Below are 26,309 nucleotides of genomic sequence, written 5' to 3'. Positions count from 1 at the left end.
TTTTATACCCTCTATAATCATTATTTAGGTTGCCGCATTTAAATTCATCATGAATGAGATGCAATAACCTATTTTTTATTTGGTGTCATATAAATAAAATAATCAATTTTCATAAATGTCTTCGTTAGCGCCAGATACATTATATGGAGCAGAGAAATAATTCGCATTGTGCATCGGCCCAAAAAAATGCGGTTAAATTATTTAATTGTTGTGTGGCTGTACAGCTAAGTGGGGTTATCATCACAAATACGCCTTCTGCCTGAGGCCGCAACGGTGCGAGTTGTCTTGCAGCGCCGCAATTTTATTGGCTATATTTCAATAAAGTTATTTTGCATTATGATAATAAACTGATCTGGATCAAAGTTGTCTTTAGTATCCAGATGGATTAAATAAACATCAAATTAACATTGTGCGAGTTAAATCTCTTTATTATTGTAAATAATTGGGGTAAATAACTGCGCTTAATCGATTCTTACCGCGATTTATTACTCTTTATCTTCGTGCATTTGCCTATTTAATTATCCCGAAATATCAGCAATGGCACGATTCTTTTGCATTAAAAATTAATTGTAATAATACAATATTATAGACACTATGTTTGTAAGGTTAATGAGTTGATAGAGTTGTGAATAGTTGTTGCAAATAATAATTATTTATCTGGCAATGGCGTGACTTCTGGGAAAAATAAGATGAATCCATTTATTGTTGCTGACGCCGAAAGTTGTATTGGTTGTCGGAGCTGCGAAGTTGCTTGTGTAGTCGCTCACCATGAAGGGAAGTTCCCTGATAAGCCTGACTATTTCACGCCTCGAGTGAAAGTCTTTAAAGGTAACCAAAGTGCCACTGCGGTCTTTTGTCACCATTGCGAAGATGCCCCCTGTGCCAGCACCTGCCCGAATGGTGCCATTGTTGAGTTGAATAACAGCGTTCAGGTTATTCAGGAGAAATGTATCGGCTGCAAAACCTGCATGATCGCTTGCCCGTTTGGCATGATGACGGTCGTTACCGAGACCGTGCAACCCGCAAGTCATCGCCTGGCTGATGCCTATCAACGTACTGAAGCACAGAAATGCGACCTTTGTATTGACCAGCCTGATGGCCCTGCTTGCATCAAAACGTGTCCGACGCAGGCACTGACACTGGTCGATCAACATTATCTGCTCCGGCAACAACAGCAAAAACGCCAGCGCACCGCATTGAATGAGCACAATGGTCGTTTGTTCAGCAGTGCGACCTCTGCTGGCGCGGCGCACTCATTCAGTCCATTGAGCAAAAATATTCGTGATGCGGCACCGGTTAATTTATTGCAGCGGCCACGAACTCCACGTCTCGAGCCGAAAAAAATCCCACTGGCGGAGCGTAAAGCAAGTTTTGCCGAGATCTATCTGCCGTTCACCGAAGGCCAAATCCATGAGCAGGCCGAACGTTGTTTGAATTGCGGCGATAAGACTATTTGCCAGTGGACCTGCCCGCTACATAACGCTATCCCGAAATGGATTTCATTGGCTTATCAGGGGCGTATTCATGAAGCGGCAGAGTTATCCCACCAAACCAGTAGCTTGCCAGAGATCTGTGGCCGAGTTTGTCCGCAGGACCGCTTGTGTGAACAAGCTTGTACTTTAAACGACCACGATGGTGCAGTAACGATTGGCCAGATTGAACGGCATATTACGGAAACGGCATTAGCCACTGGCTGGCGGCCTGATATGTCGCAAGTCAAACCCACAGGTAAACGTGTTGCTATTATCGGCGCAGGGCCTGCGGGGTTAGGGTGTGCGGATATTCTGGTCCGTAACGGTATTACGCCGGTGGTGTTTGATCGTTATTCCGAAATCGGTGGGTTGTTAACCTTTGGTATTCCGGCATTCAAATTAGATAAAGGTGTGATGACCCGTCGACGTGAGATTTTTAGCGAGATGGGGGTCGAGTTCTGCCTAAATACCGAGATTGGGCGGGATATCACCATGGAGAGCCTGCTCAGTGATTTCGATGCTCTATTCCTCGGTGTGGGAACATATCGCTCGATGCGCTCCGGGCTGGAAAATGAGGATGCTCAAGGGGTTTACGATGCTTTGCCATTCCTGATTGGCAATACCCAACATCTGATGGGGTACACAGGCAGTAGTGCTCACCCTTATGTCAGCATGGAAAACCAACGGGTGGTGGTTTTAGGCGGCGGCGATACCGCGATGGACTGCGTGCGTACTTCATTGCGCCATGGCGCTAGCAGCGTGATTTGTGCTTACCGCCGTGATGAAAAGAACATGCCTGGCTCCAAGCGAGAGGTGAAAAACGCGCGCGAAGAAGGGGCCGAATTTATGTTCAATCTTCAACCACAAAGGATTGAGGTGGATGAACAAGGGCAGGTCACCGGCATCAAAATGGTGCGCACTGAAATGGGTCAGGCCGATGCTAAAGGGCGGCGACAGGCCCGCCCCATCGCCGGCTCCGAGCACATTATTCCAGCCGATGCCGTAATTATGGCCTTTGGTTTTAGCCCGCACCGTATGTCGTGGTTGGCGGAACACAATGTGGTGCTGGATAAGCAGGGGCGAGTGGTCGCACCGACGATTTCCGGTTACCCGTATCAAACCAGTAATCCAAAGATCTTTGCGGGCGGTGACATTGTGCGTGGTGCAGATCTGATTGTCACGGCCATTGCCGAGGGGCGCAAAGCAGCCGAAAGCATTGCTTATTATCTCAATGTTTTATAACCGCGGCGGCCAGGAGAGAAGATGAACCGATTTGTAATCGCCGATATGACGCAGTGCATTGGTTGCCGCACCTGTGAAATTGCCTGTGTGGTGGCGCACAGCACCGATAATAACGCCAGCACCATTACGCCAGAGCAGTTCCATCCGCGCTTGAGCGTAATGAAAAGCTTTGCCGTCAGCACCCCAATCTTGTGCCATCAATGTGAAGATGCGCCCTGTGAAAACTCCTGTCCGAACGGCGCTATCGTCACTGGCAGTCATGGCGTTCAGGTAATGGCCTCTCACTGTATTGGCTGCAAAACTTGCATGCTGGTCTGCCCGTTTGGGGCGATGAATATGGTTGAGCAGACAAGCCATGACTCAATGGTGCGAGCGCAAGCGCATAAGTGTGATTTATGCCATTCCCGTGAGGCAGGCCCGGCCTGTATTGAAGTCTGCCCAACCAAAGCATTGAAATTGGTGACGCCGATGGCGTTGGAAACGCTACAACGGGACAGACAATTGCGCGCTGCTCGTGGCGCTGCACCGGGCATCGTCCGGTAACGTTTGTGGTTATAAGGATAAGAAAATGGAAAAGATCCTCACGGTCTGCCCTTATTGCGGTTCTGGATGCAAGTTAAACCTATTGGTTGAGGATGGCGAAATTGTTGGCGCACAACCGGCCAATGGCGTCACAAATCAGGGGGAGCTATGCCTGAAAGGCTACTATGGCTGGGACTTCCTCAACGATACCCGGTTGCTAACTCCACGACTGACCGCACCATTATTGCGGCGTAAGCGGGGTGAGGCGTTTCAGCGGGTGAGCTGGCAGGACGCCATTGCCTTTATTACCACCAAACTCAAAGCAATAAAAAAACGCCATGGCCCAGATGCCATCATGATGACTGGCTCCTCAAGAGGGCCGGGCAATGAGGCTAACTATGTGATGCAGAAGTTTGCGCGTGCAGCCATCGGCACCAACAATATCGATTGCTGCGCTCGCTTGTGTCATGGCCCCTCGGTGGCCGGATTGCAGCAAACGCTGGGCAATGGGGCGATGAGTAACTCGATTGGTGAGATTGAAAATACCGACTGTGTGTTGGTGTTTGGTTATAACGCGGCTGACTCTCATCCGATAGTTGCCAGACGGATCCTCAAGGCCAAAAGCAAAGGCGCTAAACTGATCGTTTGCGATCCTCGACATATTGAAACTGCTCGCATTGCCGATCAATGGTTGGCGCTGAAAAATGGCGCGAATATGGCGCTGGTGAATGCTTTTATCTATGTGCTGATTGAAGAAAAACTGTACGACGCTAATTATGTCCGTGCGCATACGCGCGGCTTTGAAGAACTGCAAGCGGGAGTGGCAGATTACCGCCCGGAAGACGTTGAACACATTACCGGCTTACCTGCATCTGCGGTACGACAGGCAATGCGCACTTATGCTGCCGCCCCTACTGCCACTATCTTGTGGGGCATGGGGGTTACCCAATGGGGGCAGGCAGTCGATGTGGTTAAGGGTTTGTCTTCGCTGGCGTTATTAACCGGTAATCTGGGGCGGCCAAATGTTGGCGTCGGGCCGGTACGCGGCAAAATAATGTGCAGGGCGCGTGTGATATGGGGGTGCTGCCCAATACCTTCCCCGGTTATGAGAAAGTGACTGATGATGAGGCCAGAAACCGCTTCGCTGCTGCCTGGGGAGTGCCTGAATTACCCGCGCATATTGGTTACTCGATTACCGATGTGCCGCATAAAGTTGCAGAGGGCAAGTTGAAAGCCTATTACGTGTTTGGTGAAGATCCGATCCAGACCGAACCTGATTTGGCCGCAATGCGCGCCGCGTTCGAGGCATTAGAGTTGGTGGTGGTGCAGGATATCTTCATGACTAAAACCGCTGAATTGGCGGATGTGGTACTCCCGGCGACCTCGTGGGGTGAACATGAAGGGGTTTATACCAGCGCCGATCGTGGCTTCCAGCATTTTAACAAAGCCATTGAGCCGAAAGGCGATGTGAAGCCTGACTGGGAAATCATTAGCCTGATATCGACGGCAATGGGTTACCCAATGGCATATCAAAACACCCGCCAAATTTGGGATGAAATGCGTAGCCTGTGCCCACCATTCGCTGGCGCAACTTACGAGAAAATGGCCGGTTTGGGTTATGTACAATGGCCTTGTCCGACAGAAGATCACCCCGGAACGCCGTATCTCTATACCGATAGTCAGTTTGCTACTGAGGACGGTAAAGGCTTACTCAGTTGTGCGCCATGGCAACCGCCACATGAGCAGACTAACCCTGATTACCCACTGGCACTTTGCACCGTGCGGGAAGTGGGGCACTACAGTTGCCGCTCGATGACCGGTAACTGCGCCACATTGAAGATTCTGGCAGATGAGCCTGGCTATGTACAAATACACCCAGAGGATGCCAGCCAGCTCGGTGTGGTTGATCAAGCACTGATCTGGATCTCCTCGCGGCGTGGCAAAGTGATCGCCCGCGCCAGTGTCACCGATCGAGCCAACCTGGGGGCGGTGTATATGACCTATCAGTGGTGGATTGGTGCTTGCAATGAGTTGACGGTGGATCATGTTGATCCGGTGTCAAAAACACCGGAGTTCAAGCATTGTGCCGTCAAGGTTGAGGCGATTAGTGATCAAAACGCGGCGGAGCACTATGTTGAGCAACAATATAGTCAGATGAAAAAACGCTTATCTGATGCGGCTACCGTGCAGTAATTGATAACCTACCGCGCCAGACCATTCGCATGGTTTAGCGCGGCAGGGTTTAGCGCGGCATGGTTTGCTGCAAATGTGCTAAGAACTCAGTGGCGTTCATAAAACCGGTCACTCTGGCGGCGGGAACCTCTTTACCCTGCGCATCAAAAAACAGAATAGTTGGCAAACCCAACACCTTGAGTTCTTTCAACATCGCCGCATGTTCGGCGCTGTTGCTGGTGACATCAGCCTGAATGAGCACGGTATCCGCGAGCTGGCGCTGAACATGGCTATCACTGAAGGTATATTTCTCAAACTCTTTACAGGCCACGCACCAGTCTGCATACAGATCCAGCATCACCGGCTTGCCCTGTGCTTGCGCTAATGCAGCCTGTAATTGTGGCAAATTAGCCACCGGTTGGAAGCTTAAGTGTTTGATTTCAATCTGCTGCGTGTTGCCATTAAAAGCCCAATCCTGTAACGGGCGGGCAGCGATTAATAGCGCCGCCAACAGCAGCAATTGTAAGGCCCGTGCCCAGCCAGAATGGGTTTTAAGGCTGAGTACAAATGCCCAACCGAAGAAGGCGATGGCCAGCAGGCTCCATAAACGCAAGCCCCAGACATCACCCAAGACCCTTTCTAGCAGAAATACCGGCAGCGCCAGAATCACAAAGCCGAAAGCTTCTTTGACATATTGCATCCACGGGCCGCTACGCGGGATCAGCTTGTTGCCAAACAGCGTCACAACTACCAGTGGAATCCCCATACCTAACGCATATAAATACAACGTACCGCCACCGGCCAGCATATTTCCGCTTTGCGCGATATACAGCAGAATGGCGCTGAGGGGCGCGGTGGTGCACGGAGAGCAAATCAGGCCCGCCAGTGCACCCATGGCAAAGACACCGGCCAGCGAACCGCCACGTTGGCTGCTACTCCACTGTACCAGCCGGGTTTGCAGTGACGAGGGCAGTTGCAGCGAATAGAGGCCAAACATCGATAGCGCCAATAATACGAACAGCACCGATAACCCAATCAACACATACGGATGTTGTAGCGCGGCCTGAAATTGTAAGCCAGCCGCCGCTACCACTAAACCGAGCAAGGTATACGTCAACGCCATGCCTTGCACATATACCACTGCCAGTATCAATATTCGCCGCTGGCTGTGGGGCTTTTCGCGGCCAAGAATAATGGCGGAAATTAGCGGGTACATGGGCAACACACAGGGGGTAAAGGCGATACCGATACCAATTAACAGCGCCCACAGTGGTGAGAAGGGTAATTCAGCCGGTACAGGCGCGCTATCGTGGGTGGGTTGTGCCGCGCCCTGCGGGTTAACGGTAGCGGCTGAGCTAGCGATGATGGCATTAAGCGGCACCACCCGTACTTCTGGCGGGTAACAGAAACCGGCGGCGGCACAGCCCTGATAAGTGACGCTGACACTCGCGCCTTCCGCAGCCTGCGAAATAGGGATTTTCAGCACAAGCTGCTGTTTGAAAATCGCCACTTCACCGTAGAACTCATCATGATGTGCAATACCCTCTGGCAGAGTAAATTCCCCTAGAGTGGCGTGCTGTGGCTCAATTTTTATTTGCTGGCGATACAGATAATAGTCGGGATGAATCTGCCAACTCAGTGTGAGCTGGTCGCCTTGTTGGCGAAAATCAAAGGCAAACGCCTTATCGACCGGTATGAACCGGCTCTGGCTGCTTTTTTGGCCAAAGGAGGAACTCTCACCAAATAGTGAGGCCTGTGCGCTGTGCGGTACGAGTAAAGCGCTACACAGCAGCAGAATCAGAGTAATGAAGCGTTGAGCCATGACAGGTAATCTTTATCTCCGCCCTGTACCGGTAACACCAGTAATTCTGGCGTCTGGTAGGGGTGATGTTGTTTGATGTAACTGAGAAGGGCTTGCTGATGATCTGTATCGCTCTTAAACAAGAGTTGCACTTCATACTCTTGCTGGAGCTTACCTTCCCAGTAGTAAATCGAGGTTGCACCGGGCAACAGCGTGGCACAGGCGGCCAATTTCTCACCCAGAACCTGCGCGGCTAAATCTTGCGCGCTGGCTTCATCAGGGGCGGTGCACAATACCACAATTGCATCACAATCAGACATCTTAACCTCATCGGTTGCGCGGCTTATATGACGAAGCGGAGCGTAACGTGCTGTATATACGCGTTACCTGAATACTTGCCTGGACACTATAGCGCGAAGCGCGGGCAGGTCAGAAGATGATTTATGTAACGGTGAGATGGATTCGATGAAAGTGGCAAATGAGTGTTGTAGAAGAGGATTGTTGATGTGAGTGGGGGCGCAAATAAATTGCGCCCCACCAAAACGCTTACAGAACCAGACTACCCATCACAAAGCCGAAGCACACGGCCAGCGCCACCCCGATGGTACCAGGGATGAAGAATGGATGGTTAAACACGAAACGACCAATACGCGTAGTACCTGTATCATCCATTTGTACTGCTGCTACCAATGTTGGGTAGGTAGGCAGAATAAACAGACCAGACACCGCCGCGAAAGAAGCGATGGCGGCCAGTGGTGACACGTTCAGGGCCATTGCCATTGGCATCAATGCCTTGGCAGTTGCAGCCTGAGAGTACAACAATGCAGAACAGAAGAAGAAGATAACGGCCAGCAACCATGAGTGAGCTTGAATCAGGCTACCCGCAGTTTCTTTAATCCACTCCAGGTTGTGCTGTACAAAGGTATCACCTAACCAGGCTACACCCAGAATACAGATACAAGCGCTCATACCGGCTTTGAAAGTGCTGGAGTTCAGGACTGCATCGGTATCAACCGAGCAAACCAGCGTAGTGACGGTTGCCACACTCAGCATGATGATCAGGATAGCGTTAGTGGTATTCATCAGCGGAGTTGCAACCAGACCGACACTCGGGCTGTTGATAATCGCGTAGGCAACCACACAAAGAACGCCCGCCAGGAACAGTAGCACTGACGTTTTAGCCCGTGGTTTGATTACTTTTACAGTATCGCCACGCAGTGTTACCAAACCTTCTTCTAAACGTTTGATATAGATAGGGTCATCAGACAATTTAGAGTTAAAGCACAAGGATACGATCAGCGACATCACCAGCACCGCACACAGGGTAGAGGGGATGACGATCATCAGCAGATGCAGATAGCTAACGCCATGACCTTCCATAACGGAAGACATGTAAACCACCGCCGCTGAAATCGGTGAGGCAGTAATGGCTATCTGTGCGGAAACCACTGCTGTGGACAGAGGGCGGCAAGGTTTGATGCCTTGCTCTTTCGCCACTTCTGCAATCACGGGCAGAGCTGAAAGAGAAATGTTACCGGTCCCAGCAAAGATGGTCAGAAAATAAGTGACCAGCGGTGCCAGAATGGTGATGTGTTTTGGATTCTTACGCAGTAACTTTTCAGTTTGCTGCACCAGATAATCCATACCGCCCGCTACCTGCATCGCAGAGATTGCAGCAATAACGGCCATAATAATTGAGATAACATCGAACGGAATGCTACCGGGTTTAACGCCAATAATGGCTAAAACCAGAACACCGATGCCGCCTGCAAAACCAATACCGATACCACCTAACCTGGCCCCTAAAAAAATGGCCAGCAGAACGATGACTAATTCTACGGCTATCATAGTGTTTACTCCTTATTTAAAATTGGGAACAACTTGTTTTAATTAGTAATGAAAAGTTAAAGAATTGTGTTCGCCAGAAAGTAGAAAGGCACGCTGTCCAGAGGAGCATGCGTGCCTTTCAGGGCTACCGGATGATTATATTATTGTTCATTTTCATCGGTATAACGTTTCGCTTTATAAGCCGGATGCATCAGGTTCTCAACAGAGAAAATGTCGTCCAGCTCGGCTTCAGTCAACAAGCCGCGTTCCAGAACAACTTCCCGCACATTTTTACCGGTTTCCGCACAGATTTTACCCACGATGTCACCATTATGGTGGCCAATGAATGGGTTGAGATAAGTGACGATACCGATGGAGTTAAAGACGTAGCGTTCGCAGACCTCTTTGTTGGCAGTAATACCGTTAATACATTTTTCCAACAGGTTATAACAGGCGTTTGTCAGGATATGGATAGACTCAAACATGGCCTGACCAATCACTGGCTCCATAACGTTCAACTGGAGTTGACCCGCTTCGGCGGCCATAGTAATGCAAGTGTCGTTACCGATCACCTTAAAACAAACCTGGTTAACGACTTCAGGGATAACCGGGTTAACTTTGGCAGGCATAATTGAAGAACCAGCCTGTAATTCTGGCAGGTTGATTTCATTCAGGCCAGTACGTGGGCCAGATGACAGTAAACGCAAGTCGTTACAGATTTTTGACATCTTAACAGCCAGGCGTTTCAGCGCACTGTGCACCATGACGTAAGCACCACAGTCAGAAGTAGCTTCGATCAAGTCTTCAGCCGGAACACAAGCCAAGCCACTGATTTCAGATAATTTCTTTATTGCTAACTGTGAGTAGCCTTCTGGTGTGTTCAGCGCAGTACCAATCGCAGTTGCACCCAGGTTAACTTCTAGCAGCAATTCAGCGGTACGTTGCAGGTTCTTGGTTTCTTCTTTTAATAATATCGCAAAGGCTTTGAACTCCTGGCCCAGCGTCATTGGTACTGCGTCCTGCAACTGGGTACGGCCCATTTTCAGGATTTTTTCGAATTCTTTGGATTTTCTTTCAAAACCTTCTTTTAACTGATTGATCGCGTCGATCAACTTCATAATGGAGGCATACACCGCAATGCGGAAACCGGTAGGGTAGGCATCGTTGGTGGACTGGCATTTATTCAGATGGTCGTTAGGGTTAAGGTATTGATACTCTCCCTTCTGGTGACCCATCAGCTCCAGACCGATATTGGCCAGAACTTCGTTGGTGTTCATGTTTAAAGAGGTACCGGCGCCGCCTTGGAACACGTCAACCGGGAACTGATCCATGCACTTGCCTTTATCCAGAACTTCATCACATGCCTGAATAATGATATCCGCGATTTTGCGTGGGATAGTGTGTAGCTCTTTGTTCGCCATTGCTGCGGCTTTTTTTACCATAACCATGCCGCGTACAAATTCGGGAACATCACTAATTTTGCTGTTACTGATATAGAAGTTTTCAATCGCACGCAGGGTGTGAACACCGTAGTAAGCCTCTGCGGGGACTTCTCGTGTACCTAACAGGTCTTCTTCAATACGAATGTTATTTGACATGAGAACCTTCTCTATTGTGCTGTCTTGTTTTGTATTTGTTAATTTAATAATGCCGCCGTGAGCAATATGATGCCGCAATGAACCTTTAGTGCGGAAAGATTAACCACTCATCTTCTTGCTAACAGGATCATATGCTGCTTAGCGACAAAAAGCCTTGAACTGAGATCACTATATGGTCGGATTTAATCGAGATGATCTGATATCTGTGATTCTTCTCACAGTTAGATTAATTAGTAATAAAAGTATGGCAGCAACTTGAAAATCGAGCCAACCATCACCATTTTACTGTAGTCGACCCACGTTGAAGGGGGAGCTGATGCTGAAATCTGCTAACAGAGGGAAAGGGGCGTGTCAGCAACAGCCGGGTCAAGGTTTTCATGGTATCTGTCAGGCAGGTTTACCTGATGAGGGATACTGAATGATCGGAATAAGGAGAGTGCGGTGCGTTGGTTACCGTTAGCGCTGATATTTTTATTGGCATACATAGAAATATCGATATTTATTAAAGTCGCAGCCGTATTGGGTGTGTTGGTTACACTGCTGCTGGTGATCCTTAGCTCCTGTGTGGGGATCTCTCTGGTGCGTAACCAGGGGATAAAAACCTTTATGCAGATGCAGCAAAAACTGGCTGCCGGTGAAAGCCCGGCGGCAGAGATGATTAAAAGTGTGTCGCTGGTTTTGGCTGGCTTCTTGCTGTTGATCCCTGGTTTCTTCACTGATTTCCTCGGCTTACTGCTGTTATTGCCGCCGATTCAGAAATCTTTAACGCTAAAACTGATGCCGCATCTGAATATTTATCGTGGTGGTTTTACTCACAATGGTTCTGGCCCTATGGGTGGTGGCAATACCTTTGATGGCGAGTTTCAGCGCAAAGCTGACGACAGTTTCACAGTAGAACATCGCTCTGATGAGGATGATAAACCTACAGATAATCGTTTCAAAGATGATAAGTAAGCGGTGGTTTTTATCTAATAGCTTGTTTATTAATCATAAATTTATAAAGTAAATTACAGACTTTCTTTGTCGGGTAGGCAACGAGGAGGATGAGAATCTTCCTGCTCAGGGTGAAAAAAAGTGAAATTTTTTTTGTCGTCTCCCTTGAAGGGATGAGAGGGTGCCCCCACTTAGAATGTCACGGTATCGGTTATGAAGGCGTGCCGATATTAATCCTAAATCTGATACGGACCTTCTCATAGGAGAGCTATCAATGAAAATTCGTCCATTGCATGACCGCGTTATCGTCAAGCGCAAAGAAGTTGAATCTAAATCTGCTGGCGGCATCGTTCTGACTGGCACTGCAGCGGGTAAATCTACTCGTGGTGAAGTTCTGGCAGTCGGCAATGGTCGCATCCTGGATAACGGTGAAATCAAACCGCTGGATGTGAAAGTAGGCGACATCGTTATTTTCAACGATGGTTACGGCGTGAAGTCAGAGAAGATCGACCATGAAGAAGTGTTGATCATGTCCGAAAGTGACATTCTGGCAATTGTTGAAGCGTAATTCACGCTCTCTAATCTTCTGAACTGAACGAGTTAAGGGAAATACCAATGGCAGCTAAAGACGTAAAATTCGGTAACGACGCACGCATCAAAATGCTACGCGGCGTAAACATCCTTGCTGATGCAGTGAAAGTGACCCTGGGCCCGAAAGGCCGTAACGTAGTTCTGGACAAGTCTTTCGGCTCTCCAACTATCACCAAAGATGGTGTTTCAGTTGCGCGTGAGATCGAACTGGAAGACAAGTTTGAGAACATGGGTGCACAGATGGTTAAAGAAGTTGCCTCTAAAGCGAATGACGCGGCGGGTGACGGTACCACTACTGCAACAGTATTGGCTCAATCCATTATCACTGAAGGCCTGAAAGCAGTTGCGGCCGGCATGAACCCAATGGATCTGAAGCGCGGTATCGACAAAGCAGTTATCGCTGCGGTTGAAGAGCTGAAAAAACTGTCTGTACCTTGCTCTGACTCTAAAGCTATCGCTCAGGTAGGGACTATCTCTGCCAACTCTGACTCCACCGTAGGTGAGCTTATCGCTCAAGCGATGGAAAAAGTCGGTAAAGAAGGCGTTATCACCGTTGAAGAAGGTTCAGGCCTGCAAGACGAGCTGGACGTAGTAGAAGGTATGCAGTTCGACCGTGGCTACCTGTCTCCTTACTTCATCAATAAACCAGAAACTGGTTCTATTGAACTTGAAAGCCCATTCATCCTGCTGGCTGACAAGAAAATCTCTAACATCCGTGAAATGCTACCAGTGCTGGAAGCCGTAGCGAAAGCCGGTAAACCACTGCTGATCATCGCAGAAGACGTTGAAGGCGAAGCCCTGGCGACTCTGGTGGTTAACACCATGCGCGGTATTGTTAAAGTTGCAGCGGTTAAAGCACCAGGCTTCGGCGACCGTCGTAAAGCTATGCTGCAAGACATCGCGACACTGACTAGCGGTACTGTTATCTCTGAAGAGATCGGTCTGGAACTGGAAAAAACCACTCTGGAAGATCTGGGTCAGGCAAAACGCGTTGTTATCAATAAAGACACCACTATCATCATCGATGGCGTAGGCGATGAAGCGGCAATCCAGGGTCGTGTTACTCAGATCCGTCAGCAAATTGAAGATGCGACTTCTGACTACGACAAAGAAAAACTGCAAGAGCGTGTCGCTAAACTGGCTGGCGGCGTTGCCGTTATCAAAGTGGGTGCCGCAACTGAAGTTGAAATGAAAGAGAAGAAAGCGCGCGTTGAAGATGCTCTGCACGCAACCCGTGCGGCAGTAGAAGAAGGCGTAGTGGCTGGTGGTGGTGTTGCACTGATTCGTGCTGCATCTGCTATCACTAAATCTGGTCTGAAAGGCGATAACGAAGATCAGAACGTCGGTATCAAAGTTGCTCTGCGTGCGATGGAATCTCCACTGCGTCAGATCGTGGTTAACGCCGGTGAAGAAGCCTCTGTTATCGCGAACAACGTTAAAGCGGGTTCAGGTAGCTACGGCTACAACGCTTATACCGAAGAATACGGCGACATGATCGCGATGGGTATCTTGGATCCAACTAAAGTGACTCGTTCTGCTCTGCAGTACGCAGCCTCTATTGCTGGTCTGATGATCACCACCGAGTGCATGATCACTGACCTGCCACGTGATGACAAAGGCGGTGATATGGGCGCTGGCGGCATGGGTGGTATGGGCGGCATGGGCGGCATGATGTAATGCTGCCAACCTTTGAGTTGCCATTAGATTGGTAGCAAAAGGAACAAGCTGTTGATGAAAGCGAGTGGGGTGACCTGCTCGCTTTTATTTTATCTAGTATCACTGCACCTTGTCATAACCCCCCACCTCTACTTACTCTTATACTGAGTCTTTTCTGATTCAAATTTCGTAACTTAACGCGCTAAAAGTGGTTTTAATTCATTCAGTGTGATGATTGCATGACTTTTTTTAGTTGTGGCAGTAATTTAATGTGTAAACTGATAACCATTAACCATCAGGCTCGACATCGAGTATTTGGATAATTTCGGCAACGGATGCCTAAGCGGCAGCGGTGCTTTCTGGTAATCTTTAGCGTGATTCTCAACTTAGAATGGGGAAAAAAATGCGAATTAAAGTGTTACTTGGCCTTTCAGCAGCGCTGTTGCTGGCGGGTTGTAGCTCCACTAACCAATTAAGTTCGGCGGGTGAGCAAGTGAAGTTCTCTGATACTAAGCCTGGTGCTGAATGTCAGTTGGTCGGCCAAGTGGCTGGTACTCAGAGTAACTGGTTCTCTGGTGGCGGTGGTGAAAGCAGTTCTATGCGTGGTGCAGCAAATGATCTACGTAATAAAGCAGCAGCAATGGGTGGCAACGTAATTTACGGTGCTACCAGCCCAAGCGAAACCTTCTTATCAAGCTTTGCGCCACTGGATAGCAAAATGGTTGGCGAAGTTTATAAATGCCCTTGATAGTTCAGGCGAAAATTTAAATAAATCAGGGGATGCCATGGCATCCCCTGATTGTTATACCCGTCATCTTTCGAGTTACAGATTTGTCACCCGAATTATTTATCCTGCATCAATCGGAGATCCAGCGGGGTCTTGCTTAACTCACCGCCAATTTCCCGTGCTAAACGGGGAACCAAATAACCGGATACGCGGCATAGAAGCCCTTTCATCAATAGCCTTGCTTCGTCATCATCGACCATAAAGTGAGCAGCGCCCTGTACTTTATCCAACACATGGATGTAATAAGGCAGAATACCGGCATCAAACAAGGCATTACTTAATGTTGCCAATACCTCGGCATCATCATTGATCCCTCGCAACAGCACACTCTGGTTTAATAGGGTCACACCCGCCCGTTTGAGCTGTGCCATACTGTCCCGTAAAGGCTGATCGATTTCATTGGCGTGGTTTATATGTGTAACCATCAGCACTTGTAATCGTGTATCACCCAACCGCTGACACAGTGCCGCAGTAATACGGTCAGGGATAACCACCGGTAACCGGGTATGGATACGCAGGCGCTTGATGTGAGCGATGTTTTCCAGCTCATCCAGCAACCAACTGAGTTCGTGGTCTTTTGCCATTAGCGGGTCACCGCCGGAAAAGATGATCTCGTCTAGCTCAGGGTGTTGGCGGATATAGTCTAGCGCTTGATGCCAGTTGGCTTTGTTGCCTTGGTTATCCTGATAAGGGAAATGGCGGCGGAAACAATAGCGACAATTGACGGCACAGCCGCCTTTAACCAGCAGCAGTGCGCGGTTGTGATACTTGTGTAATAAGCCGGGTACGACGCTGCGTTGTTCATCAAGCGGATCGGTGGTGAAACCGGGGGCGGCGATAAACTCTTCGCGCGCGGTCAGCACTTGAAGCAATAATGGGTCAGATGGATCCCCCAGCCGCATACGCGCAACAAAAGCGCGGGGGACTCTGAGAGGGAATAAACGACGAGCCTCAATACCTTGTTGCAGGTTAGGGTGTTCATTTAAGGACAGAATTCTTAGCAATTCGGCCGGATCAGTAATTACATCGGCGAGTTGCTGTAACCAATCTTCTCTAATTGGCATGTTTCGGGTTACAATACTTGCCATTTTTTAGGCTTAACTACCAGTTTCTTGAGGACCATTATGGCCACTTATTATAGCAACGATTTTCGTCCCGGTCTTAAAATCATGTTCGAGGGCGAGCCTTATGCAGTTGAATCCAGCGAGTTCGTAAAACCAGGCAAAGGTCAGGCTTTTGCTCGTGTTAAGATGCGCCGCCTGCTGACCGGCTCACGCGTTGAAAAAACCTTTAAATCTACCGATTCTGCCGAAGGCGCAGACGTTAACGATTTGAACCTGACTTACCTGTACAACGACGGTGAGTTCTGGCACTTCATGAATAACGAGACTTACGAACAGTTGCAAGCTGATGCTAAAGCCATTGGTGATAACGACAAATGGCTGATTGATCAGGCTGAATGTATCGTAACTCTGTGGAATGGTCAGCCTATCGCTGTCAGCCCACCAAACTTTGTTGAACTCGAAATTGTTGACACTGATCCAGGTCTGAAGGGTGATACTGCCGGTACCGGTGGTAAACCTGCAACTCTGAGCACCGGTGCAGTGGTCAAAGTGCCATTATTCGTACAGGTTGGCGAAGTCATCAAAGTTGATACCCGCTCTGGCGAATATGTTTCTCGCGTTAAGTAAGCCTTAATAAGTAAGATGCGCTGAGAATGAAAGAAAACCGCTTTTAAGCGGTTTTCTGCTATCTGGGCCTGTCGGATGTGGATTTTATCGATAGCGCGCGGTGGTGCTGCAAATTGAGTCGGAAAAAGTGCAATGCTGTTTTTTTGACTATCCTTATAAGCTGAGTAAGCCCAATGTCCCATAAGGAACCTTTAAAATGTTGAAGAAAAGTATCGCCATTATTTTTTCATTGTTGGTTATCTCTTCATTGAGTGCCTGCAACACCACGAAAGGTGTTGGCAAAGATGTTCAAAGCGCTGGTAGTGCGATTGAACGTAGCGCCGAATAAACGTCTGTTTATGTTGTTATCGGCGGTGATTGCCGCCGGATTTGTTTTGGTTGATCATGATATTGCTGATTATTATTTAGCGTGATAACGTATCCCCCTTACCTTTCTGCTGTTCAGGACGACCTGAGCACGCATCTGTTTTTCGGGGACGACCCCGCCTGAGCGAGGTGGTTACCATGGCTTGGATTATTCTGGTTATTGCGGGTTTGTTAGAAGTTATTTGGGCTATCGGCCTAAAGTATTCTCATGGTTTTACGCGGCTGACGCCCAGTGTTATCACTCTTGTGGCGATGGCCGCCAGTGTCTTTTTACTCGCTTATGCCATGAAAACGTTACCGGCAGGCACGGCCTATGCGGTCTGGACCGGTATTGGTGCGATAGGTACAGCTATTTTAGGTATTGCACTGCTTGGGGAGTCTGCCAGTTTGGCGCGGGTGCTTAGCTTGGGGTTGATTTTGGCCGGAATTATCGGGTTGAAGTTGGCGTCATAACCGAAGGTTTCCTGTAGCGCGTTCTCGGAATGAAAAGCAGATCGGGTCATATTTCGATCTGCTGTTACAGATTAACGGCTAAAACACCACATTATTACTTTTTAATCTCTGCGCTCCGCCCTTCCTGCTTAACCCATATCAACTGATCAACCGGGAAACCATAATTCTTCGCTACGGCAACCAAACGATCGCGAGTTTGAGTATCAATTGTTGGCGTACGGGATAAAATCCACAAATAATCCCGGTTAGGGCCAGCAATTAAGGCATGTTGATATTTATCATCTAAATCAATGACATTATAGCCGCCATAGAAAGGCCCAAAGAATGACACTTTCAGTGAGGCTTGTTGTGGCGAGCCAATAAAATAGGCTTTGCCGATACTCTCCTGCCATTGCTGCTTCTGCGGGTTATAACCCCGATTAATGACTTTTACACCACCATCATCTCGGGGCGTGTAATTAGCGCTGACTCTCTCCAATCCACGTTCAAAAGAGTGGTCTAACCGGGCAATTTCATACCAGGTGCCGAGATAGCGGGGGAGTTGAAAGTTATCAACCACTTTCATGTCTTTAGGGGGAGTCACGCTACAGGCGACCGAGAGCAGGGTTGCAGTTAATACGGATAGTTTTGACCACAGGCGCATTGACGTTCCTTAGTTTTCTGATAATTACTCTATGGCTGAGAATAGCTATCAGTTATCAGAGGCGCAAATAGATGAATCTGAGTTATTAGCTGAGTGCTGAAAAAGAAACGGCCCGCTAAAGAGCAGGCCGCAGATCAGGTATGAATAATTACAGCGTTAGGACACCAATGATAGTGACCACACTCAGAATGGCTGCCAGACCATAGAATACCCATTTCCCGGCAGGGACATGGATTTTCAAATCATGCATAGCGTGATGGATACGGTGTAAACCGCACCACAGTGGCAGAATTATCATCAGTAGCAGGAAGATGCGGCCAATGAAACTCTGACAGAATGCCAGAATGCGCTCATAACTCAACGCATCACCAGGGAAGGCGCCCAGCGGCAGCAAAATAGCAACCAGCAGAATAATGGCAGGTGCAATAATCGCACTCCACATACCACCCGCGCCAAACAGACCCCAGAAGATAGGTTCATCGGAGCGTTTAGGGACTTGATTCATCTTGTTCTCCTCCGAGTTAGAGTAAGGCAACGGCCAGAATAATCGCGGTAGCCACGACAGTCACAACCCACAGCGCCTTGATAATTGGCTCTGGACCCATCTTTTCGCTATTAACGATAATGTTAGCGGCCTTCGGTGCCAGTTCAAACCAGGTTTTGGTATGCAGCACAGCGGCCAATAACGTAATGATATTGATCAGTAACACCAGTGGGTTTTGCAGGAAACCAACAAAGCCTTCCCACCCAGCCGGGCCACTTTTCAACGCGAATACGCCGTAAATCAACAGAACACTGAACCAGACTGTTGGCACCGACGTGCCTTCACGCACCATATAAAAGCGGTAGAAACCGAGCTTCTGCCACCAGTTTGGGGCCATGGTACGGACATAAGCTTTACGTTTAGTAGTCATTACTGTCTCCCCTCCCTTATTGTGGTTTCAGCATGGCGATCATGAAGTCTTTAGCACTCTCAACCTTGCCTTGCTGGATAGCAGCAGCCGGATCAACGTGTTTCGGACAAACTTCAGAACAGTAGCCAACGAAGGTACAGCTCCATACACCATTTTTACCGTTAAGCTGCGGCATACGTTCTTTTTTACCGTGGTCACGGTTATCCAGATTGTAACGGTGCGCCAGAGTGATCGCTGCCGGGCCGATGAACTCAGGGTTCAAGCCAAACTGCGGGCAAGCGGCATAGCACAGGCCACAGTTAATACAGCCAGAGAACTGATGGTATTTCGCCATCTGAGCTGGAGTCTGTTTATTTGGGCCGTCTTGTGGTTTCCGCTCATTACCAATAATGTAAGGCTTGATCGCTTCCAGACTCTCAATAAAGTGAGTCATATCAACCACTAAATCGCGTTCAATTGGGAAGTTACCCAAAGCCTCGACTTTCATTCCGCCCGTGTATTCGCGTAGGAAAGTCTTACAGGCAAGTTTCGGAACTTTGTTGACCATCATGCCGCATGAGCCGCAAATCGCCATTCGGCAAGACCAGCGATAAGAGAGGTCCGGTGCCAGGTTATCTTTGATGTAGCCCAATGCATCAAGCAGAGAGGTCTGCTCATCATAAGGTACTTCAAAGGTTTCGAAGTGAGGTTCGCTATCACTTTCCGGGTTATAGCGCATGACCTCCATTTTCAGGAGTTTCATATCAGTCATTCGCCTGCTCCTTATCCTTCAAATCTTTTGCATCTTTCGCATCTTGTGCGGTGGCTTCACCACCATAAACACGTTTTGCAGGTGCCAGCTTGGTAATTTTAACGTCGCTGTATTCAAGGCGTGGTGCGCCACCCGGATTATGGAATGCTAGCGTGTGTTTGAGGAAGTTAACATCATCACGCTCGGTACAGCCTTCATCCAGACGCTGATGCGCGCCACGGGACTCTTTGCGGTTAAGTGCGGAGTGGGCCATACATTCAGCCACATCCAAGCCATAACCCAGCTCGATGGTGTACAGCAAATCAGTATTGAAAACACTGGAGGTATCGGTGATTTTCACGCGTTTAAAGCGCTCTTTCAACTCAGCCAGTTTATCCACAGTTTTCTGCATCAGTTCTGGTGTGCGGTAAATACCACAACCTTCTTCCATTGACAGACCCATCTCATCGCGGATTTTAGACCAGTTCTCGGTCCCTTCCTGTTTCATCAGGTTACTCAGGCGGGTTTCCACATCACGGGTTTGAGCATCCAGCGCACTGCCATTTGCCGGTCCGGCTTCCATGGCCCGCGCTGCGGCTTGTTCACCGGCGACACGACCAAATACCACTAACTCAGCCAGTGAGTTGGAACCTAAACGGTTCGCGCCATGCAAACCAACAGAAGAACATTCACCTACCGCGAACAGCCCTTTGATCCGTGTTTCGCACTGCTGGTTGGTTTCGATACCGCCCATGGTGTAATGCGCAGTTGGGCGCACTGGGATAGGTTCTTTGACTGGATCGACACCAACATAGGCTTTTGCCAGCTCACAGATGAACGGCAGGCGCTCGAGCAGTTTTTTCTCGCCCAAATGACGCAGGTCCAAATAGACCACATCACCACGTGGTGTGGCGATAGTGCGGCCAGCACGCCATTCATGCCAGAAGGCTTGCGAAACTTTATCGCGAGGGCCGAGTTCCATGTATTTGTTTTTAGGTTCGCCGAGTGGGGTTTCTGGCCCCATTCCGTAATCCTGCAAATAACGGTAACCATCTTTATTGACCAGAATACCGCCTTCGCCACGACAACCTTCAGTCATCAGGATGCCAGAGCCTGGCAGGCCGGTTGGGTGGTATTGCACAAATTCCATATCTCGCAGCGGAACGCCGTGGTGGAATGCCATCCCCATACCATCACCGGTAACAATACCGCCGTTGGTGTTATAACGATAAACTCGGCCTGCGCCACCGGTAGCCATGACCACCGCGTTTGCACGAATTTGTACACGGGTGCCTTCCATCATATTCATGGCAACTACACCGCGTGCCTGACCATCATCGACCAGAACATCCAACACAAAATGCTCATCAAATCGTTGAATTTGAGGGTATTTTAAAGATGTCTGGAATAGAGTGTGCAGCATATGGAAGCCGGTTTTATCGGCAGCAAACCAAGTGCGCTCAATTTTCATCCCACCAAAACGGCGAACGTTAACCGAGCCATCAGGTTTACGGCTCCATGGGCAGCCCCAAATTTCTAGCTGTGCCATTTCTTGCGGGCAACTGTGGACAAAATGGTCAACAACATCTTGTTCGCATAACCAGTCACCACCGGCTACGGTATCGTGGAAATGATAGTCAAAGCTATCGTGGTCTTGTGTGACGGCGGCTGATCCCCCTTCGGCAGCCACAGTATGGCTACGCATCGGGTATACTTTCGAGATCAGAGCAATCTTCAGTTGGGGGTTGGCTTCCGCTGCGGCTATTGCTGCACGTAAACCAGCACCTCCGGCCCCGATAATAGCAAGATCGGCGTTAAAGGTTTGCACTGCGCTTCTCCATTGTTCAAGTGAAAATCTTATACCCTTGGTCCTTAACGCCACAACGGTGTGCGCTGCAACGGCAATGACTTTGGCTATATAAAGTGAATCTCTATTCGTAATATTTTTTTAATATTATTACCCCGCTAACTAATTGGCGGGCGACTAGAATGATGGTATTAAGAATAGCTATTTCTTACTTTTCGTATGGGAATAATTATACCTAATGCTAAGTGCTAGAAATTTGATGTGATCGATTGTTTTGTTTTATTTGAACCTACTCAGGCGCATTACTAGCAAAAACGTGATCCCAAACAGGATCTACTGGGCTAAAGTCTTTTTTTCAGCGCGAAATGCTGAATTTAGGCGAGAAATCTGGCTGGGGAGTGACGGATTTGTCTGGGTGAGTAGATGCGAGTAGACTGCATCCCCTGTTTGATTTCGGAGTTAACCACCATGAGCGAAACGGCAAGCTGGCAGCCGAGTGCACCTATCGCCAATTTGTTGAAGCGCGCAGCAATAATGGCAGAGATCCGGCGCTTTTTTGCCGATCGTGGCGTATTAGAAGTTGAGACGCCAACCATGAGCCAAGCGACAGTGACGGACGTTCATTTAGTCCCATTCCAAACCCGGTTTGTTGGCCCGGGCGCTGCCGATGGCCTGACGCTGTACATGATGACCAGCCCTGAATACCACATGAAACGTTTATTGGCAGCGGGCAGTGGATCTATCTATCAATTGGGGCGCAGTTTCCGCAATGAAGAAGCTGGTCGTCATCACAATCCTGAATTCACCATGCTGGAATGGTATCGCCCACATTATGATATGTATCGCTTAATGAATGAGGTTGATGACCTGTTGCAGCAAATACTGGATTGCAATAGCGCTGAAACCCTGTCTTATCAGCAAGCATTTCTGCGCCATTTAGACATCGATCCATTGTCGGCAGATAAAGTGCAACTGCGCGAAGCAGCGGCAAAACTGGATTTAAGCAATATTGCCGATACAGAAGAAGATCGCGATACATTATTGCAACTGCTGTTTACCGTCGGGGTAGAACCGCACATTGGCCGTGATAAACCGGCCTTCGTTTATCATTTCCCGGCGTCTCAGGCTTCACTGGCAGAGATCAGTACCGAAGATCACCGTGTGGCAGAACGTTTTGAGGTTTACTTCAAAGGCATTGAGTTGGCGAATGGTTTCCATGAGCTCACTGATGGTGATGAACAACTGCAACGTTTTGAGCAAGATAATCGTATTCGTGCCAAACGTGGTTTACCGCAGAACCCGATTGATATGAATCTGATTGCCGCCTTGAAACAAGGCTTACCGGATTGCTCGGGGGTGGCGTTAGGTGTTGATCGTTTGGTGATGTTGGCACTGGGGGCAGAAAGGTTAGATGATGTTATTGCATTCCCGGTAGGGCGTGCTTAATAACTCCTCGCCCTTGGCGCCGCAGCGGTGTTCGCTACGTTCACGAACCCGAATCACTTACTGATGTAAGCTCATCGGGATTAATGAACTTACTGCCTTGCTGCAACACCCATGACTTTGGGTAATATCCCTGATTATTGGGCCTGATTCTTCACAGAGTCAGGCCATTTTTCTATCGATACGTCAACTTAACTTACAAGCTACCCGGTGTGCGGCCGCGCCCTGAAGTAATAGTGCGGCCAGCGCCACGCCCCAGCGTTTCCAACCGAGCCTGGAAGGGTGGGAATGGCAGAGTAATACCGTGTTCACGGTAACCGGCCAGAATCAACTGGTGGATCTCATGGCGCAGTGGCATACGGTGGCCCATTTCGGCGGCGTAAATACGCAGTTCGAAAATCTGAATCCCTTGCTGAAGATCAACCAGATAGACCTCTGGCGGCGGGTTATCCAATACCAAAGTACAGCGGCGTGCAGCAGTAAGTAGCACCTCAGTCACTTCCTCACTGCTGGTTTCAGCCGGTGCCGGTACTGTTAGTACCACACGGGTAATTGAATCCGACAATGACCAGTTAATAAATTGCTCAGTAATAAATGCTTTATTCGGCACGATAATTTCTTTGCGATCCCAGTCAGAGATAGTCGTGGCACGGGTATTGATTTTGGTCACGCTACCGGTGAGATCACGTATGGTCACGGTATCGCCGATACGGATTGGTTTCTCGAACAAAATGATCAGGCCAGAAACGAAGTTGGCAAAAATCTCCTGCAAACCGAACCCCAAACCTAAACCAAGTGCGGCAACCAACCATTGGAATTTCGCCCATTCGATCCCCAGCATAGAGAAACCGAGCAAGCCGCCGAACAGGATCAACAGATATTTGGTGATGGTGGAGATGGCATAACCGGTACCCGGTGTCAGATCCAGATGCTGCAACAGCGCCAGTTCCAATAGGGCAGGCAGATTGCGCACTAACTGAGCCGTCACAACCATCACTAAGATAGCGATCAACAGGGATCCCATGGTGATCGCCTGTACTGATTCAATACCGTTAATGGTGGATGACACATCCCACAGGCGAATATTTTCCAAGAAACCAAAAGCTGAATGAATCTCAGACCACAGAGCGATCACTGAAACCAAGGCGATCATCGTCAGGATCGATCGCACTAGCCGCAGGGACTGGGCGCTGATCACATCCAGATCAATGACCGGTTCCTCAACATCAATGGACCCTTCGGTACTGTTATTGTGCGGTGTATCTTCTTCACCACGTGCGCGCTGCGCCAGAATATCGGCGCGCCGCTGTTTGGCGCGGTCAAAGGCAATACGGCGGCGCTGAATTAACATCCAGCGGCGGATAATATGGTAAACCACCAACAGGAAGAACCAGATGGCAACTGAGGTTTCCAAACGCGCCAGCAGCGCCTGTGAGGTGGTGAGATAACCGAGTGCCGAGGCCAGCGCAGCAATCAGTGGCGCAGACAGCAGTAGCCCCCATAACGCCACATTAATGATGTTTTCACCTGAGCCTTTTTTATCCAGATAGAGCGGAATACCCGCCCGTTTCAGGCTATTGGTCACCAGACTTAAGGCAACACACAGCAAAATAAAGCACAAGCGGCCTAGGGTGCCCGCAAATTCACGGTCGTTATAATTCTCAAAAGTAATTAGCGCCATCATCAATGGGATAATCAACCACACAGACATGCGATAGAAACGCATTGCCCGCCCAACCTGCGCTGGTGACCAGCGGAAGTGGGTGATAAACAGGCCATGAGGATGTGCAAACGAGGCACTTATCATAAACAGCCACAGTACTGGCACGGTGGCTGTGACGGCATTACCAATGGCGATCGCCATTGGATATGACCAGGCGTTTTGCAGGCCATAACCGAGAGCGGCCCACAACACCGGCAGCGGCAGTGCCACCAGAATTGACCAGAAAACGGTGCGTAACGTCAGAGAGAAATGGTCTTGCGTAACCTTACCTACCCGGCTGCTAGCACGCTCCAGGAAGGCATGATAGTGGCGACGAGAGCTGATACTGAAACCGACAAACAGCAGGGCGGCGATGACCGGTAGCAGCGTCTCCTGGCTGGTCATCATCATGACGAACGCGCGACTTAACTGCGCAAATGTATCCAGCGACAGCAAGCGGGTCAGGTCATGAGCGACGTTAATCGGGTAAGACAGCGATATTGGGCTGACATCTGCGACCCAAAATAGATAACGGTGAGTGGCCTCGCGCACCTCACTTAGCGCATCCACCAACTGACTGTTGGCCACTTTCAACTTGGTTAATTCTAGGATCTGGGTGTCATAACCGGACAGTAGCGAGTTCAGCAATTCACGCTGTGTGCGCCACTGAGCATCAAGGATCCGCTGCTGCTCGGTGGTGAGCGGTGTGCCATCATTTTGTTTTAATTTGACGTTTTGCTGCTGCAACTTCTCCAGCATATCTTCATATAGCAGGCGTTGAACCCGCAACTGTGCCATATCACGATCCAGCTGCTGGGATTTCGGCACTTCAGGCAATCTTGCAACCTGTGCCCGCAGTGTTTCCCCTAATGCGGTTGAAACGCCCAGCCACTGGGCCTGTTCACGAATAGTGCTGAGAGCTTGCCGGACTTGTTGGGTCTGGGCTACCGCTTGCCGTTGTTGCGAAGAGATCAGATCAATGCGTTGCGCCTGTTGATTCAGCGCTTGCGACAGCTCGCGGTTGGTTTGCAGTTCCTTAATAATTGACTCAGGTAAGTCGCCCCCTTGTTCCGCCAGTAACTCGGTGCGTTCAAGAGCCTGTTCTGCCGCCTGCTGGCGTTGGTTATTCAGATTATTACGTAAACTTTGGAGTTGAGCATCTACCCGCTCTTGACGCTTTTTGTATAACTCGGCACGTAGCCGTGACAGCTCTTGCCGGTTGTTGGCGGAGAGCTGAGAAAGTTCCAGTTCATTGGCTTTGGCCTTACGGGCCACCGCTTCTGCTTGCAGTAATGCAAATTGTGCCTGAGCGACTGGATTTGCAGGGTTGCTTTGTGCCTGAAGCCGGGCGCTGATTTCAGCCAGAATTCGGCGAGCTTCTGATTGCTGCTGAGGCAGCTGGCTGAGGGACTCACTGATTTCCCGCGCCCGGTCCTGTTCCTGTTGCGACAAACGGCTTAATTCCAACAACTGGCTGCTGATTTGCAGCACTTGTTGTTCCAGCTCGGATGTGGACATGTTACTGGGGACGGGCAGGGGTTTATCCCCTTCCTGAGCCAATTCCTGGCGTAACTCGCGGGTCAGCTTGGGGAAATCATCAATGGCTTTTTGATACTGCTGTGCGCGGATATCAGACTCTTTTGCATCCGCCAGCCAGCTAAGAGCCGATTGCAGCGCCTGAACAATTTCGGTCTGATTTGGCATCCCTTTATTGGTTTCAGCCTGTTTCAGCTCTTGTCTGAGCTGATCTTCATTAGGCTGAGTTGCCGCATGTAACGGCAGAGACAGCAACATGACAAATGACAGTAATAAGCCAAAAGAGAGTAACTTGCCAAAAGGCTGCGAAATTATTAGGCGCACGTAAGGGTTCCTTAACATCGATTACGTTTATACCCGTCATCCTTCAAGCTGCAAGCAGCGTTCAAATCTGCTGTTGGCAGGGGTGTCACCCAGTGAGTT

General features: G+C 49.2%; 21 protein-coding genes and 1 pseudogene. 11 read left to right on the top strand and 11 right to left on the bottom strand.

Annotated features, from left to right (window positions below; genetic code table 11):
* Positions 1 to 689 precede the first annotated feature (689 nt).
* From aegA to fdhF, 3 genes and pseudogenes are all read left to right on the top strand, one after another.
* Positions 690 to 2,714 carry a formate-dependent uric acid utilization protein AegA gene (gene aegA, locus EL015_RS19435; protein ID WP_005187388.1) on the top strand — a complete coding sequence of 675 codons (2,025 nt, stop codon included), beginning with the start codon at positions 690 to 692 and terminating at the stop codon, positions 2,712 to 2,714.
* Between the two features lie 21 nt (positions 2,715 to 2,735).
* Positions 2,736 to 3,257, top strand: coding sequence for a 4Fe-4S dicluster domain-containing protein (locus EL015_RS19430; protein ID WP_005187390.1), 522 nt, complete (start codon positions 2,736 to 2,738; stop codon positions 3,255 to 3,257).
* A gap of 25 nt (positions 3,258 to 3,282) precedes the next feature.
* Positions 3,283 to 5,429: pseudogene (gene fdhF, locus EL015_RS19425) on the top strand (formate dehydrogenase subunit alpha).
* Positions 5,430 to 5,478: 49 nt separating this feature from the next.
* Here fdhF and EL015_RS19420 read toward each other — a convergent pair.
* The 4 genes from EL015_RS19420 to aspA all read right to left on the bottom strand — a co-directional run bounded on the left by EL015_RS19420 (position 5,479) and on the right by aspA (position 10,634).
* A complete protein-coding gene (locus tag EL015_RS19420) occupies positions 5,479 to 7,230 on the bottom strand; it encodes a protein-disulfide reductase DsbD (protein ID WP_032906817.1) in 1,752 nt (583 codons plus the stop codon).
* Positions 7,206 to 7,529 carry a divalent cation tolerance protein CutA gene (gene cutA / locus EL015_RS19415; protein ID WP_005187404.1) on the bottom strand — a complete coding sequence of 108 codons (324 nt, stop codon included), beginning with the start codon at positions 7,527 to 7,529 and terminating at the stop codon, positions 7,206 to 7,208. The genes EL015_RS19420 and cutA overlap by 25 nt, the downstream gene beginning before the upstream one ends.
* Before the next feature lie 226 nt (positions 7,530 to 7,755).
* Positions 7,756 to 9,057 (bottom strand): anaerobic C4-dicarboxylate transporter, encoded by a 1,302-nt coding sequence (locus tag EL015_RS19410; RefSeq protein WP_005187407.1) that lies wholly within the window; start codon positions 9,055 to 9,057, stop codon positions 7,756 to 7,758.
* A 140-nt stretch (positions 9,058 to 9,197) separates the two neighbouring features.
* On the bottom strand, positions 9,198 to 10,634 hold the full coding sequence (aspA, locus tag EL015_RS19405; protein ID WP_005187411.1) for an aspartate ammonia-lyase: 1,437 nt from the start codon (positions 10,632 to 10,634) through the stop codon (positions 9,198 to 9,200).
* 441 nt (positions 10,635 to 11,075) lie between these two features.
* Between aspA and EL015_RS19400 the strand changes: the two genes are divergently transcribed.
* The 4 genes from EL015_RS19400 to EL015_RS19385 all read left to right on the top strand — a co-directional run bounded on the left by EL015_RS19400 (position 11,076) and on the right by EL015_RS19385 (position 14,562).
* Entirely contained in the window at positions 11,076 to 11,588 is a 513-nt protein-coding gene (locus tag EL015_RS19400) for an FxsA family protein (protein ID WP_005187427.1), read from the top strand.
* A gap of 253 nt (positions 11,589 to 11,841) precedes the next feature.
* Positions 11,842 to 12,135: a co-chaperone GroES gene (locus EL015_RS19395; RefSeq protein WP_004391824.1), complete on the top strand. Its 294-nt coding sequence runs from the start codon at positions 11,842 to 11,844 to the stop codon at positions 12,133 to 12,135.
* Between the two features lie 47 nt (positions 12,136 to 12,182).
* Positions 12,183 to 13,835, top strand: coding sequence for a chaperonin GroEL (gene groL / locus EL015_RS19390; RefSeq protein WP_005187431.1), 1,653 nt, complete (start codon positions 12,183 to 12,185; stop codon positions 13,833 to 13,835).
* 382 nt (positions 13,836 to 14,217) lie between these two features.
* Positions 14,218 to 14,562, top strand: coding sequence for a DUF4156 domain-containing protein (locus EL015_RS19385; protein WP_032906818.1), 345 nt, complete (start codon positions 14,218 to 14,220; stop codon positions 14,560 to 14,562).
* A 95-nt stretch (positions 14,563 to 14,657) separates the two neighbouring features.
* Here the strand turns inward: EL015_RS19385 and epmB are convergent, their stop codons facing one another.
* Positions 14,658 to 15,689 (bottom strand): EF-P beta-lysylation protein EpmB, encoded by a 1,032-nt coding sequence (gene epmB / locus EL015_RS19380; protein ID WP_032906819.1) that lies wholly within the window; start codon positions 15,687 to 15,689, stop codon positions 14,658 to 14,660.
* Positions 15,690 to 15,725: 36 nt separating this feature from the next.
* Between epmB and efp the strand changes: the two genes are divergently transcribed.
* From efp to sugE, 3 genes are all read left to right on the top strand, one after another.
* Positions 15,726 to 16,292 (top strand): elongation factor P, encoded by a 567-nt coding sequence (gene efp, locus EL015_RS19375; protein ID WP_032906820.1) that lies wholly within the window; start codon positions 15,726 to 15,728, stop codon positions 16,290 to 16,292.
* A 196-nt stretch (positions 16,293 to 16,488) separates the two neighbouring features.
* Positions 16,489 to 16,620 carry an entericidin A/B family lipoprotein gene (locus EL015_RS19370; RefSeq protein ID WP_004392446.1) on the top strand — a complete coding sequence of 44 codons (132 nt, stop codon included), beginning with the start codon at positions 16,489 to 16,491 and terminating at the stop codon, positions 16,618 to 16,620.
* A 176-nt stretch (positions 16,621 to 16,796) separates the two neighbouring features.
* Positions 16,797 to 17,111: a quaternary ammonium compound efflux SMR transporter SugE gene (gene sugE, locus EL015_RS19365; protein ID WP_005187470.1), complete on the top strand. Its 315-nt coding sequence runs from the start codon at positions 16,797 to 16,799 to the stop codon at positions 17,109 to 17,111.
* Between the two features lie 94 nt (positions 17,112 to 17,205).
* Here the strand turns inward: sugE and blc are convergent, their stop codons facing one another.
* The 5 genes from blc to frdA all read right to left on the bottom strand — a co-directional run bounded on the left by blc (position 17,206) and on the right by frdA (position 21,226).
* Complete coding sequence (gene blc / locus EL015_RS19360) at positions 17,206 to 17,754, bottom strand: outer membrane lipoprotein Blc (RefSeq protein ID WP_005187473.1); 549 nt, start codon at positions 17,752 to 17,754, stop codon at positions 17,206 to 17,208.
* Positions 17,755 to 17,902: 148 nt separating this feature from the next.
* Positions 17,903 to 18,259 (bottom strand): fumarate reductase subunit FrdD, encoded by a 357-nt coding sequence (gene frdD / locus EL015_RS19355; protein WP_005187476.1) that lies wholly within the window; start codon positions 18,257 to 18,259, stop codon positions 17,903 to 17,905.
* Between the two features lie 16 nt (positions 18,260 to 18,275).
* A complete protein-coding gene (gene frdC, locus EL015_RS19350) occupies positions 18,276 to 18,668 on the bottom strand; it encodes a fumarate reductase subunit FrdC (protein ID WP_005187478.1) in 393 nt (130 codons plus the stop codon).
* Between the two features lie 16 nt (positions 18,669 to 18,684).
* Entirely contained in the window at positions 18,685 to 19,419 is a 735-nt protein-coding gene (locus EL015_RS19345) for a succinate dehydrogenase/fumarate reductase iron-sulfur subunit (RefSeq protein WP_032906821.1), read from the bottom strand.
* Entirely contained in the window at positions 19,412 to 21,226 is a 1,815-nt protein-coding gene (gene frdA, locus EL015_RS19340; protein ID WP_005187486.1) for a fumarate reductase (quinol) flavoprotein subunit, read from the bottom strand. The genes EL015_RS19345 and frdA overlap by 8 nt, the downstream gene beginning before the upstream one ends.
* Positions 21,227 to 21,673: 447 nt before the next feature.
* On the opposite strand from frdA, the gene epmA reads away from it, so the two are divergent.
* Positions 21,674 to 22,651: an elongation factor P--(R)-beta-lysine ligase gene (epmA, locus tag EL015_RS19335; RefSeq protein ID WP_032906822.1), complete on the top strand. Its 978-nt coding sequence runs from the start codon at positions 21,674 to 21,676 to the stop codon at positions 22,649 to 22,651.
* A 193-nt stretch (positions 22,652 to 22,844) separates the two neighbouring features.
* On the opposite strand, the gene mscM is transcribed toward epmA, so the two are convergent.
* Positions 22,845 to 26,228, bottom strand: a complete 3,384-nt coding sequence (gene mscM, locus EL015_RS19330; protein ID WP_042568694.1) for a miniconductance mechanosensitive channel MscM — start codon at positions 26,226 to 26,228, stop codon at positions 22,845 to 22,847.
* Positions 26,229 to 26,309: the final 81 nt, after the last annotated feature.

The sequence above is a fragment of the Yersinia intermedia genome (assembly GCF_900635455.1).
Taxonomy (GTDB): Bacteria; Pseudomonadota; Gammaproteobacteria; order Enterobacterales; family Enterobacteriaceae; genus Yersinia; species Yersinia intermedia.
This window is presented reverse-complemented; position numbering and strand designations above follow the sequence as displayed.

Bases quoted from the DNA above. Each gene is read 5' to 3' on its own strand.
- epmB (WP_032906819.1), bottom strand. From the start codon at position 15,689: ATGGCAAGTATTGTAACCCGAAACATGCCAATTAGAGAAGATTGGTTA.
- EL015_RS19385 (WP_032906818.1), top strand. From the start codon at position 14,218: ATGCGAATTAAAGTGTTACTTGGCCTTTCAGCAGCGCTGTTGCTGGCG.
- EL015_RS19370 (WP_004392446.1), top strand. From the start codon at position 16,489: ATGTTGAAGAAAAGTATCGCCATTATTTTTTCATTGTTGGTTATCTCT.
- sugE (WP_005187470.1), top strand. From the start codon at position 16,797: ATGGCTTGGATTATTCTGGTTATTGCGGGTTTGTTAGAAGTTATTTGG.
- efp (WP_032906820.1), top strand. From the start codon at position 15,726: ATGGCCACTTATTATAGCAACGATTTTCGTCCCGGTCTTAAAATCATG.
- cutA (WP_005187404.1), bottom strand. From the start codon at position 7,529: ATGTCTGATTGTGATGCAATTGTGGTATTGTGCACCGCCCCTGATGAA.
- EL015_RS19420 (WP_032906817.1), bottom strand. From the start codon at position 7,230: ATGGCTCAACGCTTCATTACTCTGATTCTGCTGCTGTGTAGCGCTTTA.
- groL (WP_005187431.1), top strand. From the start codon at position 12,183: ATGGCAGCTAAAGACGTAAAATTCGGTAACGACGCACGCATCAAAATG.
- mscM (WP_042568694.1), bottom strand. From the start codon at position 26,228: ATGTTAAGGAACCCTTACGTGCGCCTAATAATTTCGCAGCCTTTTGGC.
- aegA (WP_005187388.1), top strand. From the start codon at position 690: ATGAATCCATTTATTGTTGCTGACGCCGAAAGTTGTATTGGTTGTCGG.
- blc (WP_005187473.1), bottom strand. From the start codon at position 17,754: ATGCGCCTGTGGTCAAAACTATCCGTATTAACTGCAACCCTGCTCTCG.
- EL015_RS19395 (WP_004391824.1), top strand. From the start codon at position 11,842: ATGAAAATTCGTCCATTGCATGACCGCGTTATCGTCAAGCGCAAAGAA.
- frdD (WP_005187476.1), bottom strand. From the start codon at position 18,259: ATGAATCAAGTCCCTAAACGCTCCGATGAACCTATCTTCTGGGGTCTG.
- aspA (WP_005187411.1), bottom strand. From the start codon at position 10,634: ATGTCAAATAACATTCGTATTGAAGAAGACCTGTTAGGTACACGAGAA.
- EL015_RS19410 (WP_005187407.1), bottom strand. From the start codon at position 9,057: ATGATAGCCGTAGAATTAGTCATCGTTCTGCTGGCCATTTTTTTAGGG.
- EL015_RS19430 (WP_005187390.1), top strand. From the start codon at position 2,736: ATGAACCGATTTGTAATCGCCGATATGACGCAGTGCATTGGTTGCCGC.
- EL015_RS19345 (WP_032906821.1), bottom strand. From the start codon at position 19,419: ATGACTGATATGAAACTCCTGAAAATGGAGGTCATGCGCTATAACCCG.
- epmA (WP_032906822.1), top strand. From the start codon at position 21,674: ATGAGCGAAACGGCAAGCTGGCAGCCGAGTGCACCTATCGCCAATTTG.
- frdC (WP_005187478.1), bottom strand. From the start codon at position 18,668: ATGACTACTAAACGTAAAGCTTATGTCCGTACCATGGCCCCAAACTGG.